General features: G+C 62.1%; 22 protein-coding genes. 14 read left to right on the top strand and 8 right to left on the bottom strand.

The features are described 5' to 3' along the window. Nucleotides 1-184 precede the first annotated feature (184 nt). Nucleotides 185-433 carry a hypothetical protein gene (locus JHL16_RS03965; protein ID WP_200183580.1) on the top strand — a complete coding sequence of 83 codons (249 nt, stop codon included), beginning with the start codon at nt 185-187 and terminating at the stop codon, nt 431-433. Here JHL16_RS03965 and JHL16_RS03960 read toward each other — a convergent pair. After that, nucleotides 430-912 (bottom strand): lysophospholipid acyltransferase family protein, encoded by a 483-nt coding sequence (locus JHL16_RS03960; protein ID WP_200183579.1) that lies wholly within the window; start codon nt 910-912, stop codon nt 430-432. The genes JHL16_RS03965 and JHL16_RS03960 overlap by 4 nt on opposite strands. 113 nt (nt 913-1,025) lie before the next feature. Here JHL16_RS03960 and JHL16_RS03955 point away from each other — a divergent pair, with 113 nt between their 5' ends. After that, entirely contained in the window at nt 1,026-1,664 is a 639-nt protein-coding gene (locus JHL16_RS03955) for a glutathione S-transferase family protein (RefSeq protein ID WP_200183578.1), read from the top strand. 13 nt (nt 1,665-1,677) lie between these two features. On the opposite strand, the gene metF is transcribed toward JHL16_RS03955, so the two are convergent. Beyond that, entirely contained in the window at nt 1,678-2,544 is an 867-nt protein-coding gene (gene metF / locus JHL16_RS03950) for a methylenetetrahydrofolate reductase [NAD(P)H] (protein ID WP_200183577.1), read from the bottom strand. Next, nucleotides 2,544-3,545: an ArsR/SmtB family transcription factor gene (locus JHL16_RS03945; RefSeq protein WP_246770755.1), complete on the bottom strand. Its 1,002-nt coding sequence runs from the start codon at nt 3,543-3,545 to the stop codon at nt 2,544-2,546. The genes metF and JHL16_RS03945 overlap by 1 nt, the downstream gene beginning before the upstream one ends. Before the next feature lie 209 nt (nt 3,546-3,754). Here JHL16_RS03945 and JHL16_RS03940 point away from each other — a divergent pair, with 209 nt between their 5' ends. From JHL16_RS03940 to JHL16_RS03920, 5 genes are all read left to right on the top strand, one after another. Next, a complete protein-coding gene (locus JHL16_RS03940; RefSeq protein WP_200183576.1) occupies nt 3,755-4,735 on the top strand; it encodes an MlaA family lipoprotein in 981 nt (326 codons plus the stop codon). Nucleotides 4,736-4,747: 12 nt separating this feature from the next. Continuing rightward, on the top strand, nt 4,748-5,326 hold the full coding sequence (locus JHL16_RS03935; RefSeq protein ID WP_200183575.1) for an MlaC/ttg2D family ABC transporter substrate-binding protein: 579 nt from the start codon (nt 4,748-4,750) through the stop codon (nt 5,324-5,326). 100 nt (nt 5,327-5,426) lie between these two features. Next, complete coding sequence (locus JHL16_RS03930) at nt 5,427-6,038, top strand: Tgt2/MlaC family protein (protein WP_200183574.1); 612 nt, start codon at nt 5,427-5,429, stop codon at nt 6,036-6,038. Nucleotides 6,039-6,107: 69 nt separating this feature from the next. Next, a complete protein-coding gene (locus JHL16_RS03925) occupies nt 6,108-6,704 on the top strand; it encodes a Tgt2/MlaC family protein (RefSeq protein WP_200183573.1) in 597 nt (198 codons plus the stop codon). A gap of 151 nt (nt 6,705-6,855) precedes the next feature. Continuing rightward, nucleotides 6,856-7,503 carry an extensin-like domain-containing protein gene (locus JHL16_RS03920; protein ID WP_246770754.1) on the top strand — a complete coding sequence of 216 codons (648 nt, stop codon included), beginning with the start codon at nt 6,856-6,858 and terminating at the stop codon, nt 7,501-7,503. A 10-nt stretch (nt 7,504-7,513) separates the two neighbouring features. On the opposite strand, the gene JHL16_RS03915 is transcribed toward JHL16_RS03920, so the two are convergent. Further along, nucleotides 7,514-8,131 (bottom strand): hypothetical protein, encoded by a 618-nt coding sequence (locus JHL16_RS03915; protein ID WP_200183572.1) that lies wholly within the window; start codon nt 8,129-8,131, stop codon nt 7,514-7,516. Between the two features lie 59 nt (nt 8,132-8,190). Next, nucleotides 8,191-8,691 carry a hypothetical protein gene (locus tag JHL16_RS03910; RefSeq protein WP_200183571.1) on the bottom strand — a complete coding sequence of 167 codons (501 nt, stop codon included), beginning with the start codon at nt 8,689-8,691 and terminating at the stop codon, nt 8,191-8,193. 178 nt (nt 8,692-8,869) lie between these two features. Between JHL16_RS03910 and ybaL the strand changes: the two genes are divergently transcribed. The 6 genes from ybaL (at nt 8,870) to JHL16_RS03880 (ending at nt 17,621) form a co-directional block, all read left to right on the top strand. Then, nucleotides 8,870-10,600 (top strand): YbaL family putative K(+) efflux transporter, encoded by a 1,731-nt coding sequence (gene ybaL, locus JHL16_RS03905; RefSeq protein WP_200183570.1) that lies wholly within the window; start codon nt 8,870-8,872, stop codon nt 10,598-10,600. A gap of 37 nt (nt 10,601-10,637) precedes the next feature. Then, the gene (locus tag JHL16_RS03900) at nt 10,638-10,970 is read left to right on the top strand and encodes a hypothetical protein (RefSeq protein WP_200183569.1); all 333 of its coding nucleotides are present in this window, start codon (nt 10,638-10,640) and stop codon (nt 10,968-10,970) included. A 10-nt stretch (nt 10,971-10,980) separates the two neighbouring features. Beyond that, a complete protein-coding gene (locus tag JHL16_RS03895) occupies nt 10,981-11,397 on the top strand; it encodes an HIT domain-containing protein (RefSeq protein WP_348647163.1) in 417 nt (138 codons plus the stop codon). Nucleotides 11,398-11,559: 162 nt separating this feature from the next. After that, complete coding sequence (locus JHL16_RS35200) at nt 11,560-14,580, top strand: choice-of-anchor Q domain-containing protein (protein ID WP_200183567.1); 3,021 nt, start codon at nt 11,560-11,562, stop codon at nt 14,578-14,580. A gap of 3 nt (nt 14,581-14,583) precedes the next feature. Continuing rightward, entirely contained in the window at nt 14,584-16,323 is a 1,740-nt protein-coding gene (locus JHL16_RS03885) for a type I secretion system permease/ATPase (RefSeq protein WP_348647162.1), read from the top strand. After that, nucleotides 16,320-17,621 carry an HlyD family type I secretion periplasmic adaptor subunit gene (locus JHL16_RS03880; RefSeq protein ID WP_200183565.1) on the top strand — a complete coding sequence of 434 codons (1,302 nt, stop codon included), beginning with the start codon at nt 16,320-16,322 and terminating at the stop codon, nt 17,619-17,621. The genes JHL16_RS03885 and JHL16_RS03880 overlap by 4 nt, the downstream gene beginning before the upstream one ends. Before the next feature lie 18 nt (nt 17,622-17,639). Here JHL16_RS03880 and JHL16_RS03875 read toward each other — a convergent pair whose 3' ends face one another. From JHL16_RS03875 to JHL16_RS03865, 3 genes are read right to left on the bottom strand one after another with little or no spacing between them, the layout of a single operon-like run. Next, nucleotides 17,640-19,151, bottom strand: coding sequence for a response regulator (locus tag JHL16_RS03875; RefSeq protein ID WP_200183564.1), 1,512 nt, complete (start codon nt 19,149-19,151; stop codon nt 17,640-17,642). Next, a complete protein-coding gene (locus JHL16_RS03870) occupies nt 19,148-19,513 on the bottom strand; it encodes an Hpt domain-containing protein (RefSeq protein ID WP_200183563.1) in 366 nt (121 codons plus the stop codon). Before JHL16_RS03870 ends, JHL16_RS03875 begins: the two co-directional genes overlap by 4 nt. Continuing rightward, on the bottom strand, nt 19,510-22,818 hold the full coding sequence (locus JHL16_RS03865) for a response regulator (protein ID WP_210345938.1): 3,309 nt from the start codon (nt 22,816-22,818) through the stop codon (nt 19,510-19,512). Before JHL16_RS03865 ends, JHL16_RS03870 begins: the two co-directional genes overlap by 4 nt. 213 nt (nt 22,819-23,031) lie before the next feature. Between JHL16_RS03865 and JHL16_RS03860 the strand changes: the two genes are divergently transcribed. Beyond that, nucleotides 23,032-25,023, top strand: a complete 1,992-nt coding sequence (locus JHL16_RS03860; protein WP_200183561.1) for a BTAD domain-containing putative transcriptional regulator — start codon at nt 23,032-23,034, stop codon at nt 25,021-25,023. The last annotated feature ends 52 nt before the right edge of the window (nt 25,024-25,075 follow it).

Here is a 25,075-nt window from a genome sequence, read left to right as displayed (position 1 = left end):
CTTCGGCACCCAACGCGTGAAATCGCGCAGATGATGATCGGGCTTGGCGCCCTTGATGTCGCCGGGTTTGGCCAGCGCGAAAGTGCGCCGGCGCAGGTCCTTCACCAATTGGACGCGATCCTCGATATGAGCGAGCTCGTTACAGGTGATGGGAGCACCGACCCTGAGAATGAGGCTCGTGCCGATGCGGCGCGCCGTCTCGCGGAAGACCAGCGAGGCTCTCAGCGTGTCGCTGACATGGCTCGCCAGATGGAACAGCCGGCTGTTCTGGCCGACGAAGAAAATCGGAATGATGGTGGCGCCGGAGGCGCGGATCAGCTTGGCGGTGAACGGCGCCCAGGGGAGCTCGATCGCCGGCCCCTTATGCGGACGCTCGCTGGTCGAAACCCCGCCGCCCGGAAATATGCCGATGGAATGGCCGGACCGCAGCTAGGACATCGCGGTCAGCCGCGAGCGCACATTGGTCTCGCGCGCCATGCGGGTGCCGGCGAAGTCGACGGGCAGAAGATTGTCGCGCGCTTCCGGGATGTGGCAGAGCACCGAATTGGCCAGCACCTTGGTGTCGGGCCGGACCAGCATCGCGGCCCAGGCGAGGCTGATGCCGTCGAGGACGCCATAGGGGTGGTTGGCGATGAAGACGACAGGGCCTTCCTTGGGGCAGAGATCGAGGGCGGCGCGATCGATCTCGATATTGATCTTCAAGAGCCTGAGGGCGGTGCCGAAGAAGCTCTCGCCGGGCTCGCGCTCATTGCGGCGGTCATAGAGCTTCTTGAGCTTGGCCTGGCCGCCGATCTTCTCGATCGCCTGGATGACGGTGCGCTGGAGAAGGGGCTGGTCGGCGGTCGAATAGGTGAATCTGACCGGCCGGTCGCCGTCGGGCCGGTTCTTTTCCGTGCTGCTGCGTTTGCTCATTGGTCCGCCAGGTCCCCCGCGCCAATTTCAAACGCCCATGCATCACAAGCAAGTGACTTTTCCAGCGGGAGGGTGGAAAACTAGCTCCGCGACAACAAAACAGGGGAGTTCGCATGTACAGGCTTTATGGGCGCCCGGGTTCGGGTTCGGTAGTGGTCGAGGCGGTCCTCGAGGCGGCGGAAGCGCCTTACGAGGTCGAGATCATCGAGCGGTCGCAGGATGGCCGTGTCCCGGAAAAGCTGGCGCGCGTCAATCCCTTGGGGCAGGTGCCGGCGCTGACCCTCCCCAACGGCACAGTCATGACCGAATCGGCGGCGATCTCGCTCTACCTCGCTGACAAGTATCCCAAGGCCAACCTGGCGCCGGCGCCCGATGCGGCCGAGCGCCCGGCCTATCTGCGCTGGCTCGTCTTTCTCGCCACCAATATTTATATGACGGATCTGCGCGCCTATTATCCCGACCGCTATACGTCCGACCAGAATGGCGGCAAATGCGTCAAGGCGGCGGCACTCGCCCGCATGGCGCAGGAATGGGACGTCTATGCCGCGGCGCTCGGCGACAAGCCTTTTATCCTCGGCGACAAGATGTGCGTGGCGGATGTCTATGCGGCGATGCTCGCCACCTGGAATCTCGACGTCCCCAGCTTCTTCAAGAAGCACCCCAATGTGCGCGCCATGTATGATCGCGTGACCGCCAATCCCGCCATCGCCCGGGCCTGGGGACGCAACGAGATGGAGGATTGGAAGAACTAATCTTCTTCGCGCTTCAAGCGGCTTCTGCCTGTTCACCGAGACCCACGACCCGGCAGATCGCATAAACGAGATCGGCCCGGTTCAGCGTATAGAAATGGAAGCTGTTGACGCCTTCGCGGCGCAGGAAATCGACCTGCTCGGCCGCCACCATGGCGGCTACCAGATTGCGCGTCTCGGGATCCTGATCGAGGCCGTGGAAACGCTGGGCGAGGGCGGGTGGCAGGAAGGCGCCGCATTTAGCGGCGAATTCCTTGACCCGCGCGAAATTGGTGATCGGCAGGATGCCGGGCACCAGCTCGATATCGATGCCCCTCGCGAAGACGCGGTCGCGGAAACGCAGGAAGGCGGCATTGTTGAAGAAGAACTGCGACAGCGCCCGGGTGGCGCCGTGCTCGGCCTTGTCGGCGAGGAAGGCCAGATCTTCCTCGATCGACACGGCTTCGGGATGTTTTTCCGGATAGGCCGAGACCGAGATCTCGAAGGGCGCGATCTCGCGGATGCCGCGCACCAGATCGGCGGCGTTGCGATAGCCTTCCGGATGCGGCACGAAACGGCCGCCGACACCGCCCGGCGGATCGCCGCGCAGCGCCACGATATGGCGGATGCCGGCCTCCCAATAGCCGCGCACGACCTTATCGACGTCTTCACGCGGGGCGCCGACGCAAGTGAGATGAGCGGCGGGAATGAGCGAGGTGCGCTCGCGGATCGCGTTCACGGTGCCGAGCGTGCGCTCCTGCGTCGTGCCGCCGGCGCCATAGGTCACCGAGACGAAATGCGGCTTCATCTCCTCGAGCTTGGTGATGACCTTCCAGAAATTATCCGAGGCCTCTTGCTTGGGAGGGAAGAATTCGAATGATACTTTGAGTTCGGGCTTACTCATCACGCCAAATTTCCTTCTACGCGATTCCTCGCGGCCTGTTCTTTTTGTGCAACAATCGCGGCCGGGCGCTCGGCCAGCCACAGCGAAACGGTGAGCCCGGAGCCATTGGTCCGGGGCGGTGGCAAGGTTCTTTCGCGGACGAGACGGAGATCGGCGCGCTTCAGCCAGGAAGCGATGGCGTCGGGCGCGATGCCGAGGCGGCGATGGGCGTGCTGGTCGCGCAGATGCTCAAGCTCATGCGGGGCGAAATCGACGATCAGCAGGCGGCCGCCCGGCTTGAGCACGCGCGCCGCCTCGGTCAAAGCGCGGGCCGGGTCGTCGAGATAATGGAGCACCTGATGGATGGTGATGAAATCGGCGGCGGCATTGGGCAGCGGCAAAGCGTAGATGTCGCCCTGGCGCACCTGCGCCTGGCGCAAGCCCGCCGCCTCCAGATTGGCGCGCGCCACGCCCAGCATCTCGCGGCTCTGGTCGATGCCGATCGCTTGCGCGGCGCGGCCGGCGAAGAGCGACAGGATGCGCCCGGTCCCGGTGCCGAGATCAAGGTAATTGCCGAGATCACCGGCCCCGGCCAAGTCGACCATGGCAGCCTCGACATCACCCTCGCTGACATAAAGTGAGCGCAGCTTCTCCCAATTCGCGGCATTGGTGCCGAAATAGAGGGCGGCGGCCTCGGCGCGCTGACGGCGGATCTCCTCGAGCCGGGCAATGTCGCTGACCAGCACCGAATCAGAGCCGGGGAGGAGGTCGACGATGGCGCGGGCGAGGGCGGCGCCCCGGGTCTGCTCGCTCAGGCGGAACAGGACCCAGCTGCCCTCCTTGTAACGGGACAAAAGGCCCGCCTCCGCCATCAGTTTGAGGTGGCGGCTGACGCGTGGCTGGCTTTGGCCGAGAATCTGCGTCAATTCGCTGACATTGAATTCGCCATGCGACAGGACGAAAAGCAGCCTGAGCCGCGTCGTCTCGGCGATGGCCCGCATTCCGGCTAGAAGTTCGTCCATAGGCTGTTCCATTGACATGCTCACATAAACATATCTTTATGTCAAAATCAACGTTAGGCTGGCATTAACCTAAAAAAGGCCTTAGTCGGACCTATGCTGCAATGAACAGTCACCTATTTTCTGGTCGTACTTTGGAAAAAATGCGCTAAAGTATGCAGAGCAGGGGAGTCCAGATGAGCCGGGCGAATAGCGGAGTAAAGAGCGTTCATATGCGACGCATGATGGCATGCGTCGGCATGGTCGCGCTTTTTGCTCTGACGGCAGGACCGGCTTCGGCCGAGCGCCAGTCCGACAAATCCGGCTTCAAAGGCACCCCGCTTACGGTCAAGCCAGCCGACGAACGCAAGAAAAAACCCCACGCCTATAAGCCCAAGCCGGAAGAGCGCGTGATCATCGAGCCCGCCGCCGCCGTGCCGGGGGTGGATGTGGTCGATGGCGTGCAGGTTCCCGGCGATCTCAATGAGACGACGGATGACAGCCAGGTGCCGGGCGATCTCGTGGCCGAGCAGCCCGATCCCCTGGAAGGCGTCAACCGCGTTGTTTTCGGCTTCAACCAAGTCGTCGACCGGCTGGTCCTCGAGCCGTCGGCCCGCATCTACCGCGCCGTGATTCCACCGCCGGTACGTCGCGGCGTGTCGAACGTGCTGACCAATCTCGCGAGCCCGATCACGCTCGCCAATGACATTCTGCAAGGCAATCCGGAAGCTGCAGCGAACACCATGAAGCGCTTCATGGTGAACAGCACGCTGGGGCTGGGTGGCATCTTCGATCACGCCACGGGCCTTGGCGAACCTTTGCATCGCGAGGATTTCGGCCAGACGCTCGGAACCTGGGGCATGGGGCCTGGTCCTTATATCGTACTGCCGGTCATCGGCCCGTCCAACCCGCGCGACATCGGCGGCGTGGTCGTCGATACGGCGGTCAACCCGATGACCTGGGTGCTCTATGACGCGCCCCTGTGGGAGCGTTCCATCCCGATCGGCACGGAAATCATCTCAGGCCGCGAGGCGTTGCTCGACGATTACGACAACTTGCGCAAAAATTCGCCCGATTTGTACGCCACCGTGCGCGACCTCTATGCACAGAAGCGGCAAAGCGAGATCAACAATGAGACAGCCGGGTATGACACCGCCTCCGGCGTGTCCAGCTTGCCGCCAACAACGGTCCCGCAAACCCTCAACCCCTATTGAGGACTCTCCACGATGACTGACATTGTCCGGCCTCTTAGCCGTCGCCTTTTCGTGTCCCTGGGCCTGTCGGCGGCATTAGCTCCGTCGCTCGCTTTCGCCGCCTCGCCGGCGGAAAGCTATGTCGCGTCGGTCGGCAACGGCGTGATCGCCGCGGCACGGGCAAATTCGGTCAGCCAGTTCCGCTCGCTGCTCCGGTCCAATGCCGATATCGCCGCGATCGCGATCTATTCGCTTGGGCCCTATCGCAAGAGCCTGACCAACGACGTCAAGGCTGAGTATTACAGCCTGGTCGAGGCCTACATTGCCAAGGTGTTCCAGCAGAACGCCAAGAAGCTCGCCGGGCAAGGCCTCGAAGTGAAGGGCACCAAGGACGCCGGCGACAGCGTGCTGGTGAAGAGCGTCCTCAAAATGGGTGGCGGCGGCTCCATGCCGGTGACCTGGCGCCTCGTCAAGCGCGGCGGCGGCTTCCGCATCTTCGATGTCAATGTCGACGGCATCTGGCTGGCTTCGACACAGAAGACCAATTTCGTGTCGGTCCTGAAGAAGAATAACGGCCAGATGTCAGCGCTCCTCGACTATTTGCGGAAGTAGCCGTCACAGGATCTTCACCAAGTCTCAGCTTGCACAAACCCCGTCACCTCTGGCAGGACTCCCGCCTTGAGAGGGCTGGCATCAATTTGATGGAACAAGGATGAGCTCGACACGTTTCCCCAACCGCTTGACCCGCCGTGGCTTCATGGGGCTTTCGGCGCTGCTTCTCACCACCACGCTCGCCGGCCGCGAGGTACTCGCCGCCAGCCCCGCGGAAAAATATGTGACCAGCGTCGGCACGAGCGTCATCAAGCTCGCCAATAGCGGCGGCGGCAAAGCCGCGCTCAGACAGCGCTTCTCCGGCCTCATCAACCAGCACACCAATGTGCGTTCGGTCGGCCTCGTGGCGCTCGGACCCTATCGCAAGGACCTGCCGCCCAACATGGCGGGCGAGTTCGTCAAGCTGGTCTCATTCTATATGGCGGCCTTCTTCGTCTATTATGTCGACGAGTTCCAGGGCTCGAATATCGAGATCGAATCGTCGGCGAAGCAGGGCAACACGACGATCGTCAACTCTCTGGTGCGGTTCAAGAACGGCTCGACGAGCCAGGTACGCTGGCGTATCCTCGGGGCCGGCCAGATCGGCGACATCAATGTGCGTGGCGTATGGCTGTCGCTGCAGCTCAAGAAGCGCTTCACCGACGTGCTGAAGCGCTCGAAGGGCGATTTCAACGCTCTCTTCGACGAGTTGAAGAGCGCTGAAAGCTGGTAGGGGCTGCAGTTGACGACCCGCCGCCGGTTCCGTTAGGTCTTGGCGCTTGAAGGCTAATCAAGGCGAATCATGACGACATTTCCGAAGAGCCTGTCGCGGCGCGCCTTCATCAAGGCGGGTGCCGTGGTCGCCACCGCGGCGATCGGCGGCAGTGCGGCCGTAGCCGGCGAAAAGGATCACCCCTCTGTCGCCTTCATGCGAAAGGTGGGCAAGGACCTGCTCGAGGCGCATCGCCAGGGAACCGTCAATGCCTTCCTGAACGTCATCCAGCGTTATGCCGATGTTCCGGAGATCGCGCTCTATTCGCTCGGCCAATACAAGGCCAATCTCGGCGCGGCCCAGCGGCCGCGTTATTTCCGTGGCGTGGCGGTGTTCATGTCGCGCTATTTCGCCGATCAGTCGCGCGAATATCCGATCGCCAAATACGAAGTGGGCGAGGCGACCACCGACGGCAAGGATGTGACGGTATCGAGCCGGATCTTCCTGATGTCGGGCCAGACCTATACCGTCAACTGGCGGCTCGTCTGGCGCAACAAGAGCTACAAGGTGGCCGATGCCAAGGTGCTCGGCTTCTCGATGATCTATATGCAGCGCGGCATCTTCACGTCTTACCTGTCGAAGCGCAAAGGCGACCTGTTCCAGCTGATGACGGCGCTGGAAGGGTAGGGTTCCTGGCGCGTCAGCTGATGCGTGGAATCTAACGCGCATCAGCTTGCCCGAAAACCGCTTCGCACTTTTCGGGCTGATGCGTCATAAGCCTCCATTAATCTTAAAATTCTAACGTCCGGGACGGGTCGGTTGTGTTCCGGAGTTGGTCATGCGTTTCCACAAGCTTGCGGGGCTCGCCATCAGCGGGGCCATCCTCGCCATGCTCTCCGCCTGCGGCGACGGTTCCAAGCAGTTCACCACCGAAGGCCTCATCGCGCCGCCCATCCATTGCCTGACCGATCCGCGCATCCTGGGCGAGGCGGAAAAGCTCGATCCGATCGATGAGGGCAATGGCTGTCAGGTGCCGAATCCGTGGAAGATGTATTCGGTGGCCGGTGTCCAGTTCAGCCAGCCGGCGACGCTCAATTGCAGCGTGACCCAGCCGCTGCATGACTGGATGAGCGGCACCGTCCAGCCAGCGGCGGAGCAGGCCTTCGGCTCACAAGTGACGGGCATTACGGTCGCCGCTTCCTATTCCTGCCGGGCCCGCAACAACAAGCGCGGGGCAAAGATGAGCGAGCATGGCTTCGGCAATGCCATCGACATATCGAGCTTCACACTTGCCGATGGGCGCAAGATCACCGTCAAGCAGGGCTGGCGCGGCGAGGGCGATGAGCGGGAATTCCTGCGCCAGATCCGCCAGGATGCCTGCGGCGAGTTCATGACCGTGCTGGGGCCGGGGTCCGACCGCTATCATGGTGATCACTTCCATCTCGATCTCGCCAGCCGGCGCAGCGGCAAGGCCTATTGCAAATAATCGTTGCGGGTTACTCGACAACTCCTGGCTTCTCGCTGTTCACATATTTGAAGCTCGCCGGGTCGAAGAAGGGCGTGTCCTGGCCGAGCCAGACATAGGCCAGCAGCACCTTGTCGATGACGACGAAATACTGGATCGCGTCATTGGTCGTGCCGTAGTCGCCGCAAGCGGAGAAAACCTCGTCCGTCGCCAGCAGCTCCTCCATATAGGCGGCATTCGGCTCGTAGTTATACGTGCCGGCGGCGAAATCGAGATGGACGACGCAGCGGCCGATCTCCTTATCCTCGATGGTAGGAGCGGCGATCTTGTGGATCAGCTCCGAGGGTTTCTCAGAGCCCAGCGCCCAGAAGCGCGCGATCGGTCCGCCATGGTCGCCGCCCCAGGATTGAATGAGCTCCTCGCGCTCATTGAGGGCGTAGATCACCTTGGGCAGGTCTTTGCCCGTACAGGCCTGATAGCGGAAGCTCAGCTGCTGATTGGGCTTGCCGTGGATGAAGACGGTCTGCTCCTTCCATTCGCAACCGGGGAGCAGAACCGCGCCCGAATCCTCGGTGCCGGTCTGGGCCGCGACACTCAGCGGAGCGAGAAGGAAGGCGGCTGCACACATCCATTTCGGCAAACACTTCACCGGCAACTCCCTGAGGCAAATCATGGTCTTGGCTGGAGCGGTTCAGAAATCGATTCAGCCTATTTGAGCACCTTCGTATAGGCATCGAGAAATTCATCGGCGTCGCGCGGGCAGCCGCCGCCTTCGTCGGGCGGGTCGACATAGCGGTCGAGATTGAGACCGATCCAGCGCACCTGGCCGGGAACGATATTGAGGTCGCCGGCTTTCGAGTACAGGCAGAGGGCGATGAGCCGGCCCGATTCCGCGATCGCCAGCGCCGCATTGTTGCCGGCGCAATTATGCGCCTCGCAGACGGCGGCGATGAGTCCGTCCTCCTGGCGGGTGATCGGGGTGCCGACATCGAGATTGTCGATCCAGTCGGCGGTTCCGGAACCCGCCGCATTGTCCAAGGCCTCGATCACCTTGGGGTTCTCGAAGAAGGAATAGCCGCCGATCACGTCGAAGGGGTATTTACCCGCATAATCCTTGAGATCCTCGGCCGATGCGGGCAAATCGGCCGCATGGGCAAGGCCTGCCGTGGCGACAAGACAAAGAAGACTGGCAAGCTTTGTGAGCTTCATGAGGAGGGCCGGGTTGTTTGGGTAGGCATCCACTCTAACCGCGTGAATGTGGCATCGCCGCGGCTTTCCGGGCTTTTCACACAACTCCTTGTCATGACGCAATAGTTTGCTTGTTCCCCCATGGGCAGGACGGCCATAATCCGGTATCGCCACCCGGAACAAGGAGAAAACGCCCAGTATGCCGCATGAAACGCCGCTCATCGCCACGATCGTCATCGGCCTGGGCCTAGCCTTCGTCCTCGGCGCCATCGCCAATCGGTTCAAGGTGCCCCCTCTGGTCGGCTACCTCCTGGCCGGTGTCGTGGTGGGGCCGTTCACTCCCGGTTTCGTCGCCGACCAGTCTTTGGCGCCGCAACTGGCGGAGATCGGCGTCATTCTGCTCATGTTCGGCGTGGGCCTGCATTTCTCGCTCAAGGACCTCCTGTCGGTGAGGGCGATCGCGGTGCCGGGCGCGGTGGTCCAGATCGCCATCGCCACCCTCATGGGGTATGGCATCGCCTGGTATCTCGGCTGGACGCCGGCGGCGGGCCTCGTCTTCGGGCTGGCGCTGTCGGTGGCGAGCACGGTGGTGCTGCTCAAGGCGCTGCAGGAACGGCGCATCCTCGAGACCGAGCGCGGCCGCATCGCGGTCGGCTGGCTGATCGTCGAGGATCTCGCCATGGTATTGGCGCTGGTGCTGCTGCCGGCTCTCGCCCAGTTCCTCCAGCTCAAGGGCGACGACACCCCGCATGTCGATCCTCTGGCGGTTTATGTGGGCCCAGGCCTCACTGGGGTGCTGGTCATCACCTTCATCAAGGTGACCCTGTTCGTCGCTCTCATGCTGATCGTCGGGCGTAAGGTCATTCCATGGCTCCTGCACTATGTCGCCCATACGGGCTCGCGCGAATTGTTCCGCCTGGCGGTGCTGGCGATCGCGCTCGGCGTCGCTTTCGGCGCCGCCAAATTATTCGGCGTGTCGCTGGCGCTCGGCGCCTTCTTCGCCGGCATGGTGTTGAGCGAATCACAGCTCAGCCATCGGGCGGCCGAGGAATCGCTGCCCTTGCGCGATGCCTTCGCGGTGCTGTTCTTCGTCTCGGCCGGCATGCTGTTCGACCCGATGAGCCTGGTGCGCGATCCCTTGCCGGTCATCGCGACCTTGTTCGTCATCCTGATCGGCAAGTCGCTCGCCGCCTTCCTCATCGTGCGGGCCTTCCGCCATCCGACATCGACGGCGCTCACCATCTCGGCGAGCCTCGCCCAGATCGGCGAATTCTCGTTCATCCTCGCCGATGTCGGCCTGGGGCTCGGGCTCATCCCGAAAGAGGCACGCGATCTCATCCTGGCGGGCGCCATCCTGTCGATCCTGCTCAATCCGCTGGCTTTCGCCGCCATCGATCTGGTCAAAGCGAAGGTGGAGCGCAAGATAGGCGGGGAGGTGGCGGCCAGTGTGGAAGTCGAGGACGCCCTGCCCACGACCACGCTCAGCGATCATGTCGTGCTGGCGGGTTATGGCCGGGTCGGCGGCCTCGTCGCCCAGGCGCTGAGCGAGGCGGGCCGGCCGTTTCTCGTCATCGAGGATGCGAGCGCCCGGGTCCAGGCGTTGCGGGACAAGAATATCGAGGTCATCCCGGCCCATGCGGCCAAGGCCGAGACGCTGGCCGCCGCCAATATCGCCGGCGCCAGGCTGGCCATCCTCGCCATTCCCAATGGCTTCGAGGCGGGCCGGGTGGTCGAGCTCGCCCGCGCGGTCAATCCGGGAATCAGGATCATCGCCCGGGCCCATTCGGACGAGGAAGTGGACTATCTCAGCAAGCTCGGGGCCGACACGGTCATCATGGGCGAGCGCGAGATCGCCCGCGGCATGATCGCGGCGTTGGGGGAACCGGCCAAACCCGAGGCTCCCAGCCCCGGCCTGCCCGACGCGGCCTGATTTGCATTTTTGACCGAGGCGGACTATCTCTCCCCGGATGGAACAGGAAATCATCACGCCCAAGGCCCCGCCCACGCCAACCTCTCATTCGATGGGTATTTTTCACAGCTTCCTGTCGGCGGCAGGGGTGGTGCTCTTGTCGGTGACCAAGCTCGGCGCGGCCTTCGCCGCCATCATCTGGGCGTTGTCGCAGCTTATGGGCCTGCCGGATTTCGTCATGTACGGCCTGATGGTGCTGGGTCTCTTCCCGGTCATCTGGTCGACCATCTGGATCGCCGGTCGCGCCTGGCATGTCGAGCAGCTGCTCGAAAACGGCCGCGACGTCGACCGCCCGGTGTTCCAGGCCTTCTATTACTGGAAGAAGCGCTGACCCCACGCCGGTGACCGGTTTCTCTCTTTCGCCACGCCTCGAGGCCGACAGCGTCTTCGTGACGGATTGGCCGCTCAGCCAAGTGCGGCTGATGGACGACCAGCGTTTCCCCTGGCTCATCCTGGTGCCGCGGCGCGCCGGGCTCGAAGAGTGGACCGAACTCACCCGCGCCGACGCGCATCAATTATCGGATGAGATCGCGCGCGCCGGCGAGGCGCTGACGCAGCTCTACAAGCCGACCAAAGTCAATATCGGCGCGCTCGGCAATATCGTGCGCCAGATGCATGTGCATGTCATCGCCCGTTTCGAGACGGACGCCGCCTGGCCGGGTCCGGTCTGGGGGCAGGGCGCGCGGCTTCCGTATGAGGCCGCGGCGCGCGAGCGCCTGTGCGGCGATCTCAAGGCGCGATTGGACCCGAGGCCGTAGCCATTCACCGGTCCGTGGAATTTTGCTCATAACGGTATTTCTGACGCAGACCTAACGCAAAGGAAGGGGCCCGAGGTCGTGGGCCAAGCGCAGTCCTAACGCGCGATGTTCTATGGCTCCCTCCGAGAGCCTTATGAGCGTAACCCAGCAGAAGGACCCGTCATGGCAAATTTCGTAGTCACCGTTCTCGCCGATGAGAATGACGGCAACATTTCGGCCAACGATTTGTCGCTGCGAGAAGCCATCGCGCTGGCCAATGCCGATCCCGATGCGGATACCATCACTTTCGCGCCGGCGCTCGGCGGCAAGGCCATCGTCCTCAACGACGAACTGGCGCTCACCAGCGACGTCACGATCCTTGGCGATATCAATGGCGACGATAAGGCGGATGTGACGATTTCGGGCAACAATGCCCATCGCATCTTCAACATAACCGGATCGTCTACCGACGTAGCGCTCACCAGCCTGAGGCTCAGTGACGGCACGAGCTCAGGCGAGGGCGGGGCCATTCTCGCCTCCGATGCCGGCACGCTCGACATTCTCAATACGACCATCGAGCACAACGGCGCCGCAAGCAAGGGCGGCGGCATCGCCGTCGATCAGACCGACCTGACGATCACCAATTCGCTGGTGGCGTATAATTACACGGCAGAGGAGGGCGGCGGCATCTACGCCAAAGACAGCAATGTGATGATCACCAACTCGACCATCGGCATCAATGATGCACTTGGCAAGGGTGGCGGCATCAGCGCCTGGAATTCGACTCTCGTCCTGCAAAGCGCCACGATCACCGCCAATCTGGCCGGTGCGAGCGGCACCAACACGGACGAGGGCGGCGGCATTTTCCAGGAATCCGGAGGATCGATCACCGCCACCAATACGGTCATCGGCAACAACTATTCGGGCCTGCTTTCATATGAGCCTGACCTTGTACCCGCCGCCAACAATGACGTGCGCGGGACGATCGACGTCGCGACCAACAGTGCATTCAGCACCAATGTCGCGCTTGGCGCCGGCTCCACGAACAATCTGGTAAATGTCGGCGATGTCGGCCTGGGCGCAGTATACGACAATAATGGGGCCTTGGTGGCCTTCGCGCCGGGGTCCGGCAGTGTCCTGATCGATGCCGGCAGCGCCGCGCTGCTCCCTGCCGATATTCATGACCTCGACCAGGACGGAAACACAAGCGAGGCCCTGCCAATCGATGGTCGGGGAGCGTATCGCGTCCTCGGTTCGGGAGTCGATATCGGCGCCGGCGAGTTCTACCCGGTGGTGCCGACGGACCTTTTCACCGCCCTCGACGGGCTGCCGCTGAAGGACGCGGCGGGCAATGCGGCGACGGCCGATTCACTTTTCAATGGCGACGCTGAAACCGTCGTCTTCGTGATCAAAGATACGCTGACTCCGGGCGGTGAATTGACGTCGCTCGCACTGGCGGAAATCGCGCAAGCCAATGAGCTCGCCGCGGCGGCAAGCGCCGCCGGGCGCTCGCTGGATGTGCGCATCGTCGTGCTTGATGGTTATTCCGAGCCGCTCGACGGGGTTTCACCGTTGGTCGGCGTCTTCCATGTCGACAATAACGATCCGTCCGGATACGAGGCGCGAGATGTCCTCGTGGCTTCATTCCTTCCGCCCTTCGAGTTCTACGGATGGCCGATGGGAGCGTTTGCGTTCCACCGCCCGCCCGCAACGGATTCGATTGATCTCGTCAAAGCGCTGGACTTCGGCGCTTACATGGCCGGGAACATCGAATACACGACCGTGGATGAGCCGCTCGAAACCGCGCTGAATGCCAGCGGCAGCCCGGCTGTCGACCTCGCCACGCACTTGACCTCTTCACCCAACGCCACGACCAGTCTCGGGCAATTTGACGAGGTCGGCGAATTCGTGCCGGACCTCGTCTTCACCGACCAGAACGGAAATGCCCAGTCGCTGCTGAGCTATGGCGACAATCTGGTGGTCATGTCCGTCTGCGCGGTCTGGTGCGGGCCTTGCGCTTTCTATTCCTCGAATGTGGAAAATCTCTCGGCCGAACTGGGAAGCGACTTCAATTTCCTCGAGGTATTGGTTGAGAACGTGAACAGCCGGATGGCCACAACAAAGGATGCGCTGAAATGGCATAACAACTTCGATCTCACATCATCCGTCATAACGACCAATGGTGACGTCGACGTCCTGATGGATTTTGTGCGGGGCACGCAGACGCCCGCCTTTCCGGACTACATTGTCATGGATGGCGCCACCGGCGAGATCATTGCGCGCTGGCAAGGAGTCCAGATCGATCCGGCCTATTTCGAGGCCATCGCGCATGACTATTATTCTCGCTTCGCCGCGATGGATTTCGGCGGCACGAAAGGCGTCGATACGTTTACCGGCGGCAAGGGCTTCGACACCATTTATGGCCTCGCCGGAAATGACATCCTGTCGGGACTCCATGGCGACGATGTCATCGACGGGGGCAAGGGAAATGATACGATCAACGGTGACAACGGCAACGATACGCTCATCGGGGGAGAGGGGAACGACCAGATCAAGGGGGGCGACGGCAATGACACGATCATCGGCGGCGCCGGTGGGGACAGGCTGGATGGCGGCAATGGATCTCACGACACGCTCTCTTATGCAGGTTCACTGAAAGGGGTTACCGTGAACCTGGCCACGAATGCAGCCAAGGGCGGCGATGCCGGCGCCGACAAGATCGCCAACTTCGAGAATGTCATCGGAACCGACCAGAGTGATAGTCTGACCGGCAATGACGCAGCCAATACACTGACGGGTGGCAAAGGAAGCGATACGCTCAATGGTGGCGGCGGCGATGATCGGCTGATCGGCGGCGCCGGAATTGATACGCTCAACGGCGCTGCAGGATCCGACACATTCGTGCTGACGCCGGCCTTTGCCGACCGCGATATCATCCAGAATTTCGAAGCCGGTGACAGATTGGCGATCTCCGCATCGCTGTTCGGTGGCGGTCTCACCGCTGGGCCGCTCGATCCGTCACAATTCCTGTCCAACAGCACCGGCCTGGCGGCAGATGCAAATGACCGGTTCATATTCAACTTCGCCACGCATGAACTGTTCTATGACGCGAATGGAAATCATGCCGGCGGCAGTCGGCTGGTCGCCACGTTCGCCGGCGCGATACCCGCACTCGCGGCGACAGACTTCGACATCCTGGCCTAGTGCGTGATCAGGAAAAGCTCCGCAGTTTCTGAATTGTCTGTGGCACTGGCGACGTGCCGATCCGGGTTCTTGTCGCTGGTTGTGTTCAGCATGTTCGCCAACCTGCTGATGCTCACCGGCCCGCTTTTCATGCTGCAAGTCTATGACCGGGTCCTGACCAGCAGCAGCGTTTCCACCCTGGTGGCCCTGGCCCTGCTGACCGCCGTTCTTTATGCGCTCTACGGCTTTCTGGAGTTCATCCGCTCGCGGCTTCTCGTCCGGGTCGGACGGATCGTCGATGAAACGCTGCGCGAGAGGGTATTCGACGCGATGGCCATGCGGGCGCTCAGGGACGGAGGAGGCGCGCGCAACGAGGCGCTGGGCGACCTTCAGACGATCCGGCAATATCTGCAAGGCAACGGTCCCCTGGCGTTTCTCGACATGCCGTGGGCGCCGATCTATCTGGCGGTCATCTTCCTGATGCACAATCTGCTCGGCTACATGGCGGTTCTCGCGGCCGTCCTGCTGACGGTGATCGCCATTCTCACCGAGCGAACGACCCGCAAGCACGCCATCGTGACTCACCGAGCGCTCATGCAGGCGAATTCACTGGCCGATCAATGTCGCGGCAACATCGAAGCGGCCACGATCCTCGGCATGGTCGGCCGTCTGCGCCAGCGCTGGGCCGGCGCCCAGGATGAGGCGCTCGAAAGCCACATGCTGGCCAGCGATCGCGGCGGTCTGCTGGCGAGCCTGTCGCGTACGCTGCGGCTGGTGTTCCAGTCGGCCGTTCTCGGCCTCGGCGCCTATCTCGCGATCCGCCGTGAGGTCTCGCCCGGCGTGATGATCGCCGCCAGCATCATCATGTCGCGGGCGCTGGCGCCGGTCGAGATGGCGGTCGGCCAATGGCCGCAATTCCAGGGCTTCGTGCGGTCGTGGCGCCGGTTGGGTGCTTTCCTCGCCGACACGCCGGTGCGCAGGCCGCGCATGGGCCTGCCGCAACCGACCGGCCGGCTGACGGTGGACAATCTGACCGCCTATGCCGCCGGTACGGAGATGCCTCTGATCGGAGGTGTGTCGTTCGCGCTCGAGCGTGGTGACGGGCTGGGCATCATCGGTCCGACCGGCGCCGGCAAATCCACCCTGGCAAAGGCGCTGGTCGGCGCCTGGCCCTTGACCCGCGGTACGGTCAGATTGGATGGCGCGACACCGGATCAGTGGGATGCCGACGTGCTTGGAAGGTCGATCGGCTATCTCTCGCAGGAAGGTGAGCTGTTCGACGGCACGGTGGCAGAGAACATCTCGCGCTTTGCTCTCACGCCCGATCCGCGGGCCGTGGTGGGGGCGGCCCAACAGGCGGATATCCACGAGCTCGTCCTGCAGATGCCGGACGGCTACAATACGATTATCGGCCAAGGGGGGCGTCGGCTCTCGGCCGGCCAATGCCAGCGCCTTGGCCTCGCCCGGGCGCTCTACGGCGATCCGGCTCTTCTGGTGCTTGACGAGCCCAACGCCAATCTCGACGCGGATGGCGAAGTGGCCCTGGTAAAAGCGATCGCCGCGGTCCGTGCCCGCGGCGGCACGGTCATCGTCATTGCACACCGGCCAAGCGCCATCGCCTCACTGGACAGGCTGATGGTGCTCCGGGAAGGCCGGGTATTCGCCTTTGGGCCCAAGGATGAAGTGCTTGCGAAGGTACTGGCGCGTCCTGTCGATGGCACCGGCCGGCCCGGCGGCCTGACCGTTGTCGAGGCGAGGGGATGACGTCCGCGTCCACCATCAAGACCTTACGCCGCTATCAATTGGCGGGATTTGCAGGTCTGGGCTTGCTGATCGGCAGCATGGGACTGTGGTCGGCAATGGCGTCGATCCAGGGGGCGGTCATCGCGACGGGGACCACGGTCGTCGAAACGTATCTCAAGCGTATTCAGCACCGCGACGGCGGCATCGTCGCCGATATCGCGGTCAAGGATGGCGACTGGGTCGAAGCCGGACAAGTCCTGGTCAGGCTCGACGAAACGGATACGCGCGCCGAGCTGTCGATCCTGCAGGGAACCTTCGATGAAGTGAACGCCAAGCGGGCCCGCCTCATCGCCGAGCGGGATGATCTGAGGGAAGTCCGGTTTCCCGCGACTTTACTTGCCAGGGTGTCCGAGCCGCGAATTGCCGAACTCCTGAGCGGGCAGCGGAAGTTGCTGAGCGTGCAGAAAGCAGCGCTCGATGGGCGTATCGAGCAGCTGACCGAGCGGATCGGCCAGCTCGGGCAGGAAGTTACCGGTCTTACGGCGCAATATGAGTCGAAACGGGAACAGACGGCACTCGTGCGCGAGGAGCTCTCCAATCTCAAGAAGCTCCTGAAGCAGGGGCTGGTCGAGGCGAGCCGGGTCTATGCGCTCGATCGCGAGCGGGCACGGCTGGAGGGAGAAGAGGGCGAACTTGTTGCCAAGATCGCCGCCGCCAAGGGGCGGATCAGCGAAACCAAGCTGCAAATCATCCAGATCACCGATGATGCGCGCACCCGCTCGCTCAGCGACTTGCGCGAAGCGGAAGCCAAGGTTGCCGAGACCGATGAGCGGTTGACCGCCGCCAAGGCCAAGCTGGCGCGCATGGAGATTCGCGCACCGCGGGCCGGCGTCGTGCATCAGCTCAACGTGCATACGATCGGTGGCGTGATCGCTCCCGGCGCGGACATAATGGCGATCGTTCCCGAACTCGATGAGCTGGTGATCGATACCCAGGTGCGTCCGGAGGACATCGATCAGGTCAATCTCGGACAAACGGCACAAGTGCGCTTCCCCGCATTCGACCAGCGCACGACACCCGAGGTCAATGGCGAGGTCGTGCAAGTGGCGGCCGATCTGACGCGCATATCAGCAGATTCGCTGCCTTTCTATGCGGTGCGTATCCGCCTCGGAGCGGAGCAGATCAAGCTGCTCGGCGTCCACAAGCTCAAAGTCGGAATGCCAGCCGAGGCGTTCATCCAGACCCGCGAACGCACGCCCCTCAGCTATTTCCTGCAGCCCCTGACCGACCAGATCGCCCATACCTTCCGCGAAGGGTGAGGCCTGAGAAAGACGCGCTCACGTTTGCGGCGCCTCGTGCATGGCCCCCACGGCTGGCGGCTCGGGTTCCGCTTCATGTTTCGGTCCGACGAGAAAGAGCCCGGCGGCCGTCAGCCCCAGCGCCGCCCATATCCAGCCATTGAGGCTTTCGCCCAGGAGCACGACACTCCAGCCGATCCCGGCCATGGTGGTGAAATAGGCGGCCTGGCCCGCGAACACAGAGCCGAGACCGGTGATGAGGTGGAGAAACAGGACGTTGGCGGAGAGCGAGGCCGCGGCGATCAGGATGATGGTCAGTTCCATCGCGCCAGGCGTGGCGGCCGGATAGATCATCTGGCCGGTCGCGAGCGCAATCGGCAGGAGGATGACGGCGGCGACGAGCTGCATGATGCCGACCGTCGTGATGGTCGCGATACCCTCCGGCCGCCGCGCCGCCAGCATGATGCCTTCCGCCGCATAGCAGGCCGGTATCGAGAGGGCGACGACCGTCCACAGCAGGGCGCTGGAGCTCGCCCCGGTGAACTTGTCATAGAGAATGACCAGCACACCGAGAAGGCCCAGGAGCAGGCCGGCAAATCGCGACAGGCTTGGCTGCTCGATCCGCATGAAAGCGGCGAAGGCAAAGGCGAGGAAACCTTCGAGAACGACGATGATGGAAATGATGCTCGCCTCGATCTTGCCCGCGACAAAGAACACGAGGGATTCGCTGACGACGGCGCCGAGGAGCGCGTAGGCTATGAAATAGCGCCAAGGTATCTCACGTGGCCTCGGCATGGTTCCCTTGGCCACCGACCAGCCGATGCAGCAAAGGCCGCTCAGCAGGCTCACCCAGAAAGCCATCCCGAAAGGATGGGCATCGAGCCCGGAGGCCATGCGCGAAAGTGGCGCGACCAGGCCCCAGATGATGCCGAGCAGGATAAGTCCGAAGCCGCCGCGCAAGGTCTTGATGGACTGCCTGAGGCGGCGCTCGCGTTCATAGACCTTCTGCGCGGCGTCAGAAAAGACGCGTGCGAGATCGCCCAGTGCATCGCGCCGCTCGGATATCTCCTGGAGTCCGAGCTTGGCGGGATTGTAATTGCCGACCTTCAGGACTTGCGCAGCCCGCGCCAGTTTCTGCACCTGCTTCAGGTAGTCCACCTCGGCGTCGCGCACGCGCTTCTTCTGGAGAAGCGTATTGACGCGCGCCTTGAAAATCACGGGATCGAAGTTCTTGGGCAAGAAGTCTTCAGCGCCAAGCTCGATGGCCTGGACCGCGCTCTCCGTGTCATCGAGCGAGGAAATGACGATGACTGGAATTTCCTTGAGCGCGGGATCTCCTTTCATGGCCTTCAGAACCTCGAATCCATCCATCTCGGGCATTACGATGTCGAGGAGCACGGCATCCACCGGATGGTTCCGCATATGGTCGAGCGCTTCGCGCCCGCTTGCTACCGAATGGCATAGATGACCGAGAGCGGTCGTCGCGGCGGCGAGCTTGAGCCTGAGGGGCCGCGTATCATCCACGACCAGTATCCGCCCTTGTCCGTTCATGCGGTTTCCCCGTTCAATTCCCGGCCGATATAGGCGGCGAGCTCGTCCTTGAGCGTGATGCAGCCCCGGGCAATCTTCTCCGAACTTGCGATCGCATCGGCCAGCGCGCCTTGCTTGCTGCCAAATTCGATGGCGGCGCAGAGTGCCGCGAGCTCGGCATCGCCGAATTCCCGCGCGCTGGATTTGATCGTATGAGCGGCGCGGCCCAGCGTGTCGAGCCGACCGTCCCGGGCGGCGGCGAGGACGGCCGCCGCCAAGGGCTCCGCCTCATCGATGAAGCTCTGCAGGATCTCCGCCAGGACGGTCTTGTCGCCGCCGATGAGCTCCATCATGCGCTCGATCGCTTGATGTGAGATGCTCATAGTATTCTCCCATTTCCCCGGCGCGCGACGCGCACCTGCCAACTGGTACGCAGAGCGCCGACAAGCTCGGCAAGCTCGATGGGCTTGCTCACATAATTGTCCATGCCCGCTTTCAGATAGGTCTCCCGGTCACCTGCAATGGCGTTCGCGGTGAGGGCGATGAAATAAGGCTGCATCACCTCCGAGCGCAGGCTGCGAATGATCTTCATCGCTTCGATGCCGTCCATTTCCGGCATCTCGATATCCATGAGAATGGTGTCGAAGGAGGCTGTGGCGGTCATGTCGACGGCCTCCCGGCCGCTCACCGCCAGTTGTGGTGCGTAGCCCAGCTTCCTGAGCAGCGCCGAGCAGAATTTGCGGTTTGTCGGATGGTCGTCGACCACGAGAATATTGAGGGGGCATTCCCCCGCGAGGCTGCCGTCGAGTTCGACCGCCGGCTTGACGGCAGCCGGCGCCGCTAGCTTGGGAACGGCGAGGATCGCCGCCATGATCGATTGCAGCAATGCCGATGGCTTGATCGGTTTGCTCAGGATGTCGGCGAAGAGCCTGGGTCCGACCATCTGCACGATCTGGGCGCGGCTCATATGCAGCGAGCTATAGAGGATGAGCGGCAATGACCGGCAATGAGGCAAATCATGGATCCGCTTGGCCACATCGATCCCGGATAGATGCGGCATCTGCATGTCGAGGATGACTACGTCCGTCGGCTCGCCGCGGCCGAGGACGGAGAAGGCTTCCTCACCGCCGGTCACCAGCGTCGGCACCATGCCGAACGACCTGGCATGCAGCTCGAGGACCCGCCGATTGGTGGCGTTATCGTCGACGATCAGAACGCGCTTGCCTTTCACGCTCTCGGTGTCGAAGGAAACGATGCCTCCAACCGCCCATTCCACCTTGATGGTGAATTCGAACACGGCGCCGCGGCCGATCTCGGAGCTTACCGATATGTCGCCACCCAGCATCTCGACAAGCCGTTTGGATATTGCGAGCCCGAGGCCGGTCCCGCCGTAGCGCCGTGAGGTCGAGCTATCAACCTGGCTGAACGATTGGAACAGCGTCCCGAGGCGATCTTCGGGGATCCCGATACCGGTGTCGGCGACGCTGAAGCGCACGATGTCGCTATTCGCGCCGGCGCGCCGCACTTTCAGGAATACCTCGCCCTTCTCGGTGAACTTGACCGCGTTGTTGAGAAGATTGAGCAGGACCTGACGCAGCCGCGTCGGGTCCGAGACCACGTGACAGGGCAATTCCGGGTCGATCCAGTAGATGAGCTCGAGGTTCTTCTCCGCGGCGCGCGACGAGACGAGGTCGAGAGATTCCTCGACGCATTGGTCGAGATGGAACGGAATCGCCTCGATATCGAGGCGGCCGGCCTCGATCTTGGAAAAGTCGAGAATGTCGTTGATGATCGAGAGGAGGCCCGCGGCGCTGCGCGCGATCGTGTCGCAATATTCGGTCTGCTCGGCATCGAGCCTGGTCGCGGAAAGCAGATGTGTCATGCCGATGATGCCGTTCATCGGCGTGCGGATCTCATGGCTCATGGTCGCGAGGAAGGTGCTCTTCGTGGTATTCGCCGCTTCGGCGAACTCCTTCGCGGCAACAAGCGATTTCTCGAGCTCGCGCAGCTTCTCCACGTCGCTTGTGGTGATCTTGAGCAGGCGCTGGGTCTCATCAAGCAAACGGGACCTTTCCAGCGCCACGCTTGCGGCATTGACGATGGTGGTCAGGAGCGTGATGTCGGACTCGACAAAGGCATTTTCACGATCGAGATTCTGCAGCGAGATCACGCCGCGGCACTTGCCTTCGAAGATCAGCGGCACGAAGAGACAGCATTTGGGAGGCTCGCCCTGGCGCGCCGTCGGGTTTCCATATTTCTGCCGCGCGGTTTCCATGTCGCCGGCAAGCAGCAAAGGCTCGCCGGTTTCCATCACATATTTTCGATAACCGACCAAAGGCATCGGGGCGTCGGGAAAGCGGACGCCGCGTTCGATCGTATAGGGGAAATGCAGGATCTGCTCCTGCTCGTCGAACAGCCCGATATCCAACACATGAGCATCGAAGACCTCATGAATCTTTTCACCGATGAGATTATAGATTTCCTGGGGCTTAAGGCCCGAGGCGAGCGCTTCCTGCAGCCCGTTCACATAGGCGAGCTCGGTGTTCCGCGCCTTTGTTTCCCGCACCAGTTCCTGCATTTCATCGAACAAGCGGGCATTCTCGAGAGCCGCCCCGATACCTGTGCTCAGTATCTGCAAAAGACGCTGATGATGCTCGTTGAAAGTATTCTGATGATAGGACTGCACGCTGATCACGCCCACAGTCTTCTCGCCGGCGAACAGAGGCACGCCCAGATAGGATTCGGTTTTGTCGTCTTCCGAAAACACAAGCCAGCCCCCCTGGACTTGCTCTGCCTGCGATTTTAGGAGCAATGGCTGGCGCGACCGAATGATCTTTGTCGTAAGGCCCTCGCCGAACGGAAACGATTCGAAGTACTGGTAACCTCGATAGTAGGAATAGGGGACGCTGATCGTCTGGGACTTCTCGTCATAGAGAAGGATTTCAGTGATCTCAGTGCCGAAAATCTCGCGTACTTTGTCGCCGACGATGCGGGTCAGCGATTGGGCGTTCAGCGACATGGCCATGGCCTCGCTGAGACTCACCAGTATCGCGAGTTCCTGGGCGCGCTTGTCCTTGGCTTTCAGAAGCTGGTCGGACTCCGCCAGCGCCTCCCTCAGGCGTCTTTCCTGGTCCCGGAGTGCGATCTCGGCATTCTTCAGCGCTGAAATATCCTTCACACCCGCAAAGATGCGTGACCAGTCACCCGCATAGCCGCTCGGCAGACGGAACGTCTCGACGAGGTGGATCTCTCTTCCCGCCGGCGTGACATCGACATTCTCGATCTCGGCGTAGGACTCGCCTGACAGGAAGCGCTGAATGCACAGCGGGTACATATGAAAGCTGGCCTGTGGGGCCGATTTGAAATAGTCGACGAGTTCGCGCATGGACGACAGCCCGTAGACTCTGACTGCCGCTTCGTTGATGTGAGCCCATTCGACAAGCTGGGGGATCTTCGCCAGCTCTTCGGGATGAGCGGCGAAAAAAGCGACGATGTCGGTGACGCCTTCGGCTGTCAGCTTGTCGACATAGCGCTTAAGTTTCGACCAATCTTCCGCAAATAGAGGGTGCGGACTTGCCTCGAACAGCTCGCGAAAACATCGCTCCCTATCCTGCAGTTCAAGGAGTTGCAGTGTGCCGTGATCGGCAAGGTCCGGGACGTCTCCAGGCTCTGTTCCCATCGACTTCATTCGTCTCATCGGCCGGGAATCATCCATCCGGGCGCAAGCTAAAGTTGTTTCAGCGAGGGGACGTCATGCCTGTCGGCAATTCCACCTTCCTCGATTCCGGAGGATTCTAGGTGAAGCTGCGTCAGCTTAGCGCTTACCAATCCGGCATAGAAACCTTGCCTTGCGTTAGTTTTGAATTAGGATCGCGTTAGGGCGACGAAATTCGGATGTTTAATGCCGCGCGACAGTTCCCAGGCAAGATTCAAGCTGCTTCTGTTTAGGGGATTTCGCATCCAAGATGCCGAGGGCCAGCCACTCGAGCTGACCGGCCGGAAAGGCCCGGCGATCATCGCCTATCTCGCCCGATGCCCCGGGATGAGCGCCACGCGGGAAAAACTGGCCGATCTGCTATGGAGCGACAGCGACAGCGGGCATTCTCGTAACAGCCTGAGGCAGGCCTTGAGCGTGCTGCGCCAGGATCTCTCGTCCTTCGGCGCAACCATCCTGCGCAGCAACAAGGACACTATCGGCCTCGGCGCAATCGACAGCGATGCGGATGTCCTGGAAATGTCGCAGTCGGCCCGTTCGGCAGGGCAGCTCGAGGAGGCGATCTCCGTCTACACCGGTCCGTTTCTGGATGGCTTCTTCTCGGGCAGCAGCACTTTCGAGGATTGGGCTGCCATCGAGCGCGAGAAACTTCTCGCTATCGCCATCGGATCTCTCGAAAAGCTGGCGCGGCTGGTGGATGCGGAGAAAGGACTCGCGATCGCCCGGCGCCTTCTCGCCCTGGACCCGACGCGCGAGGCATCATATCGGCTGAAAATGGAGCTGCTCGCTATGAGCGGCCAGCGCGACCGGGCCGTCCGGATATTCGAAACCTGTCGCGCCATGCTGCAAAAGGAGTTCGGTGTCGAAGTCAGCCCCGAAACAAGGAAGCTATGGCAATCCTTGTTGGTCGGCGCGGACCCTGAACCTATCTCATCTCCGACACGGAGGATGAGCAACATGGCCGATGCCGCCAGCTGGAAAAAGCCCTCGGTCGGTCTTCTGGGCTTGGTGAACCTCACCACCGAGCGCAGCGAAGACCATTTCGCCAAAGGCCTGGTCCAGGACATCGCCACCGCTCTATCCCAGCGGCGGGATTACACGATCGTTACGGAGCTTCCGACATTCACGACCGAGACGGGAAGCCTGGATGTCCGCCGCATCGCAACGACCTACGATGTGCAATATCTGCTGAATGGCAGCGTGCAGCGTGTCGGCGACAATCTCAGGGTCAATGTCCAGCTCATCGACACGGCGAACGGGCACAATGTCTGGGCCGAGCGTTTCGACGGACGCACGCAGGAAGGCCTCGAGTTCCAGGACCGGATTGCGCAGGCTGTCACGATCGCTCTCGGCATCGAATTGCAGCTGACCAGCTGGAAGGTGCGCGACAAAAGCCCACCCGGCAGCCCGGAGGTGCGGCGCCTGATGAATCAGGCGATCACGAAATACTACGAAATGACCAAGTCATCCATACAAGCCGCCATGGGTTTGGCGGAGCAGGCCCTGGCAATCGAGCCGGACAACCCCCGCGCGATGCGGACCGTGTCAGTTGTCATAACCGTGGGACTGGGATTCGGGACGCTGCCAAACACGCGGGAGCATATCGACAGAGCCATTTTGCTCGCCCAGGGCGCCGTCAAGGCCGTGCCGGATGATGAAATGGCGCGTTGTTTCCTGGCTTTTGCTCTCTCAAGCGCAGGGCGCATCGAGGAAGCCGTTGTGGAATTACGCCATGCGATCGCCCTCAATCCCAATTATGCAAATGCCCATGGCGACCTCGCCGTTCTCTACGCTCTCCAGGGGCAGACCGAAAAAGCTCTGAACGAAACAAACGAGTCCGTCAGGCTGGGCCCCCTCGGATCAACCGAGTTTTGGCGTCATCACAGCATTGTCGTCGCCAAATTCGGCAATGGAGACGATCAGGAGGCCTTGGAGGCCGCACGCAAGGTGGTGCGCACAAGGCCGGAATTCGTTCCCGGCGCGCTTTACTGGGCGGCGGCGGCAATGGCGATGGGCAATGGCGAGGAGGCCTCGCGCGCCGTTCATCACTGTCTTTCCCAGATCCCGGACCTCACTGTTGCCAATGTGTCGCCAGGCTTCGTGCCGCGTTATGTCAGCGACAAGACTCACAGCAAGCTTCTGACCATGCTGTCGCGCGCCGGCCTCCCGGAAGCGTAGGGCCTGGCCGAATTGGATCTAAAGCGCGATGGCTTTGGGAAAAGTCGCCGTC

The sequence above is a fragment of the Taklimakanibacter albus genome (assembly GCF_016595235.1).
GTDB lineage: Bacteria > Pseudomonadota > Alphaproteobacteria > Rhizobiales > Aestuariivirgaceae > Taklimakanibacter > Taklimakanibacter albus.
Note: the sequence above shows the minus strand (reverse complement) of the source record. Positions and strands in the feature narration are given on the sequence as shown.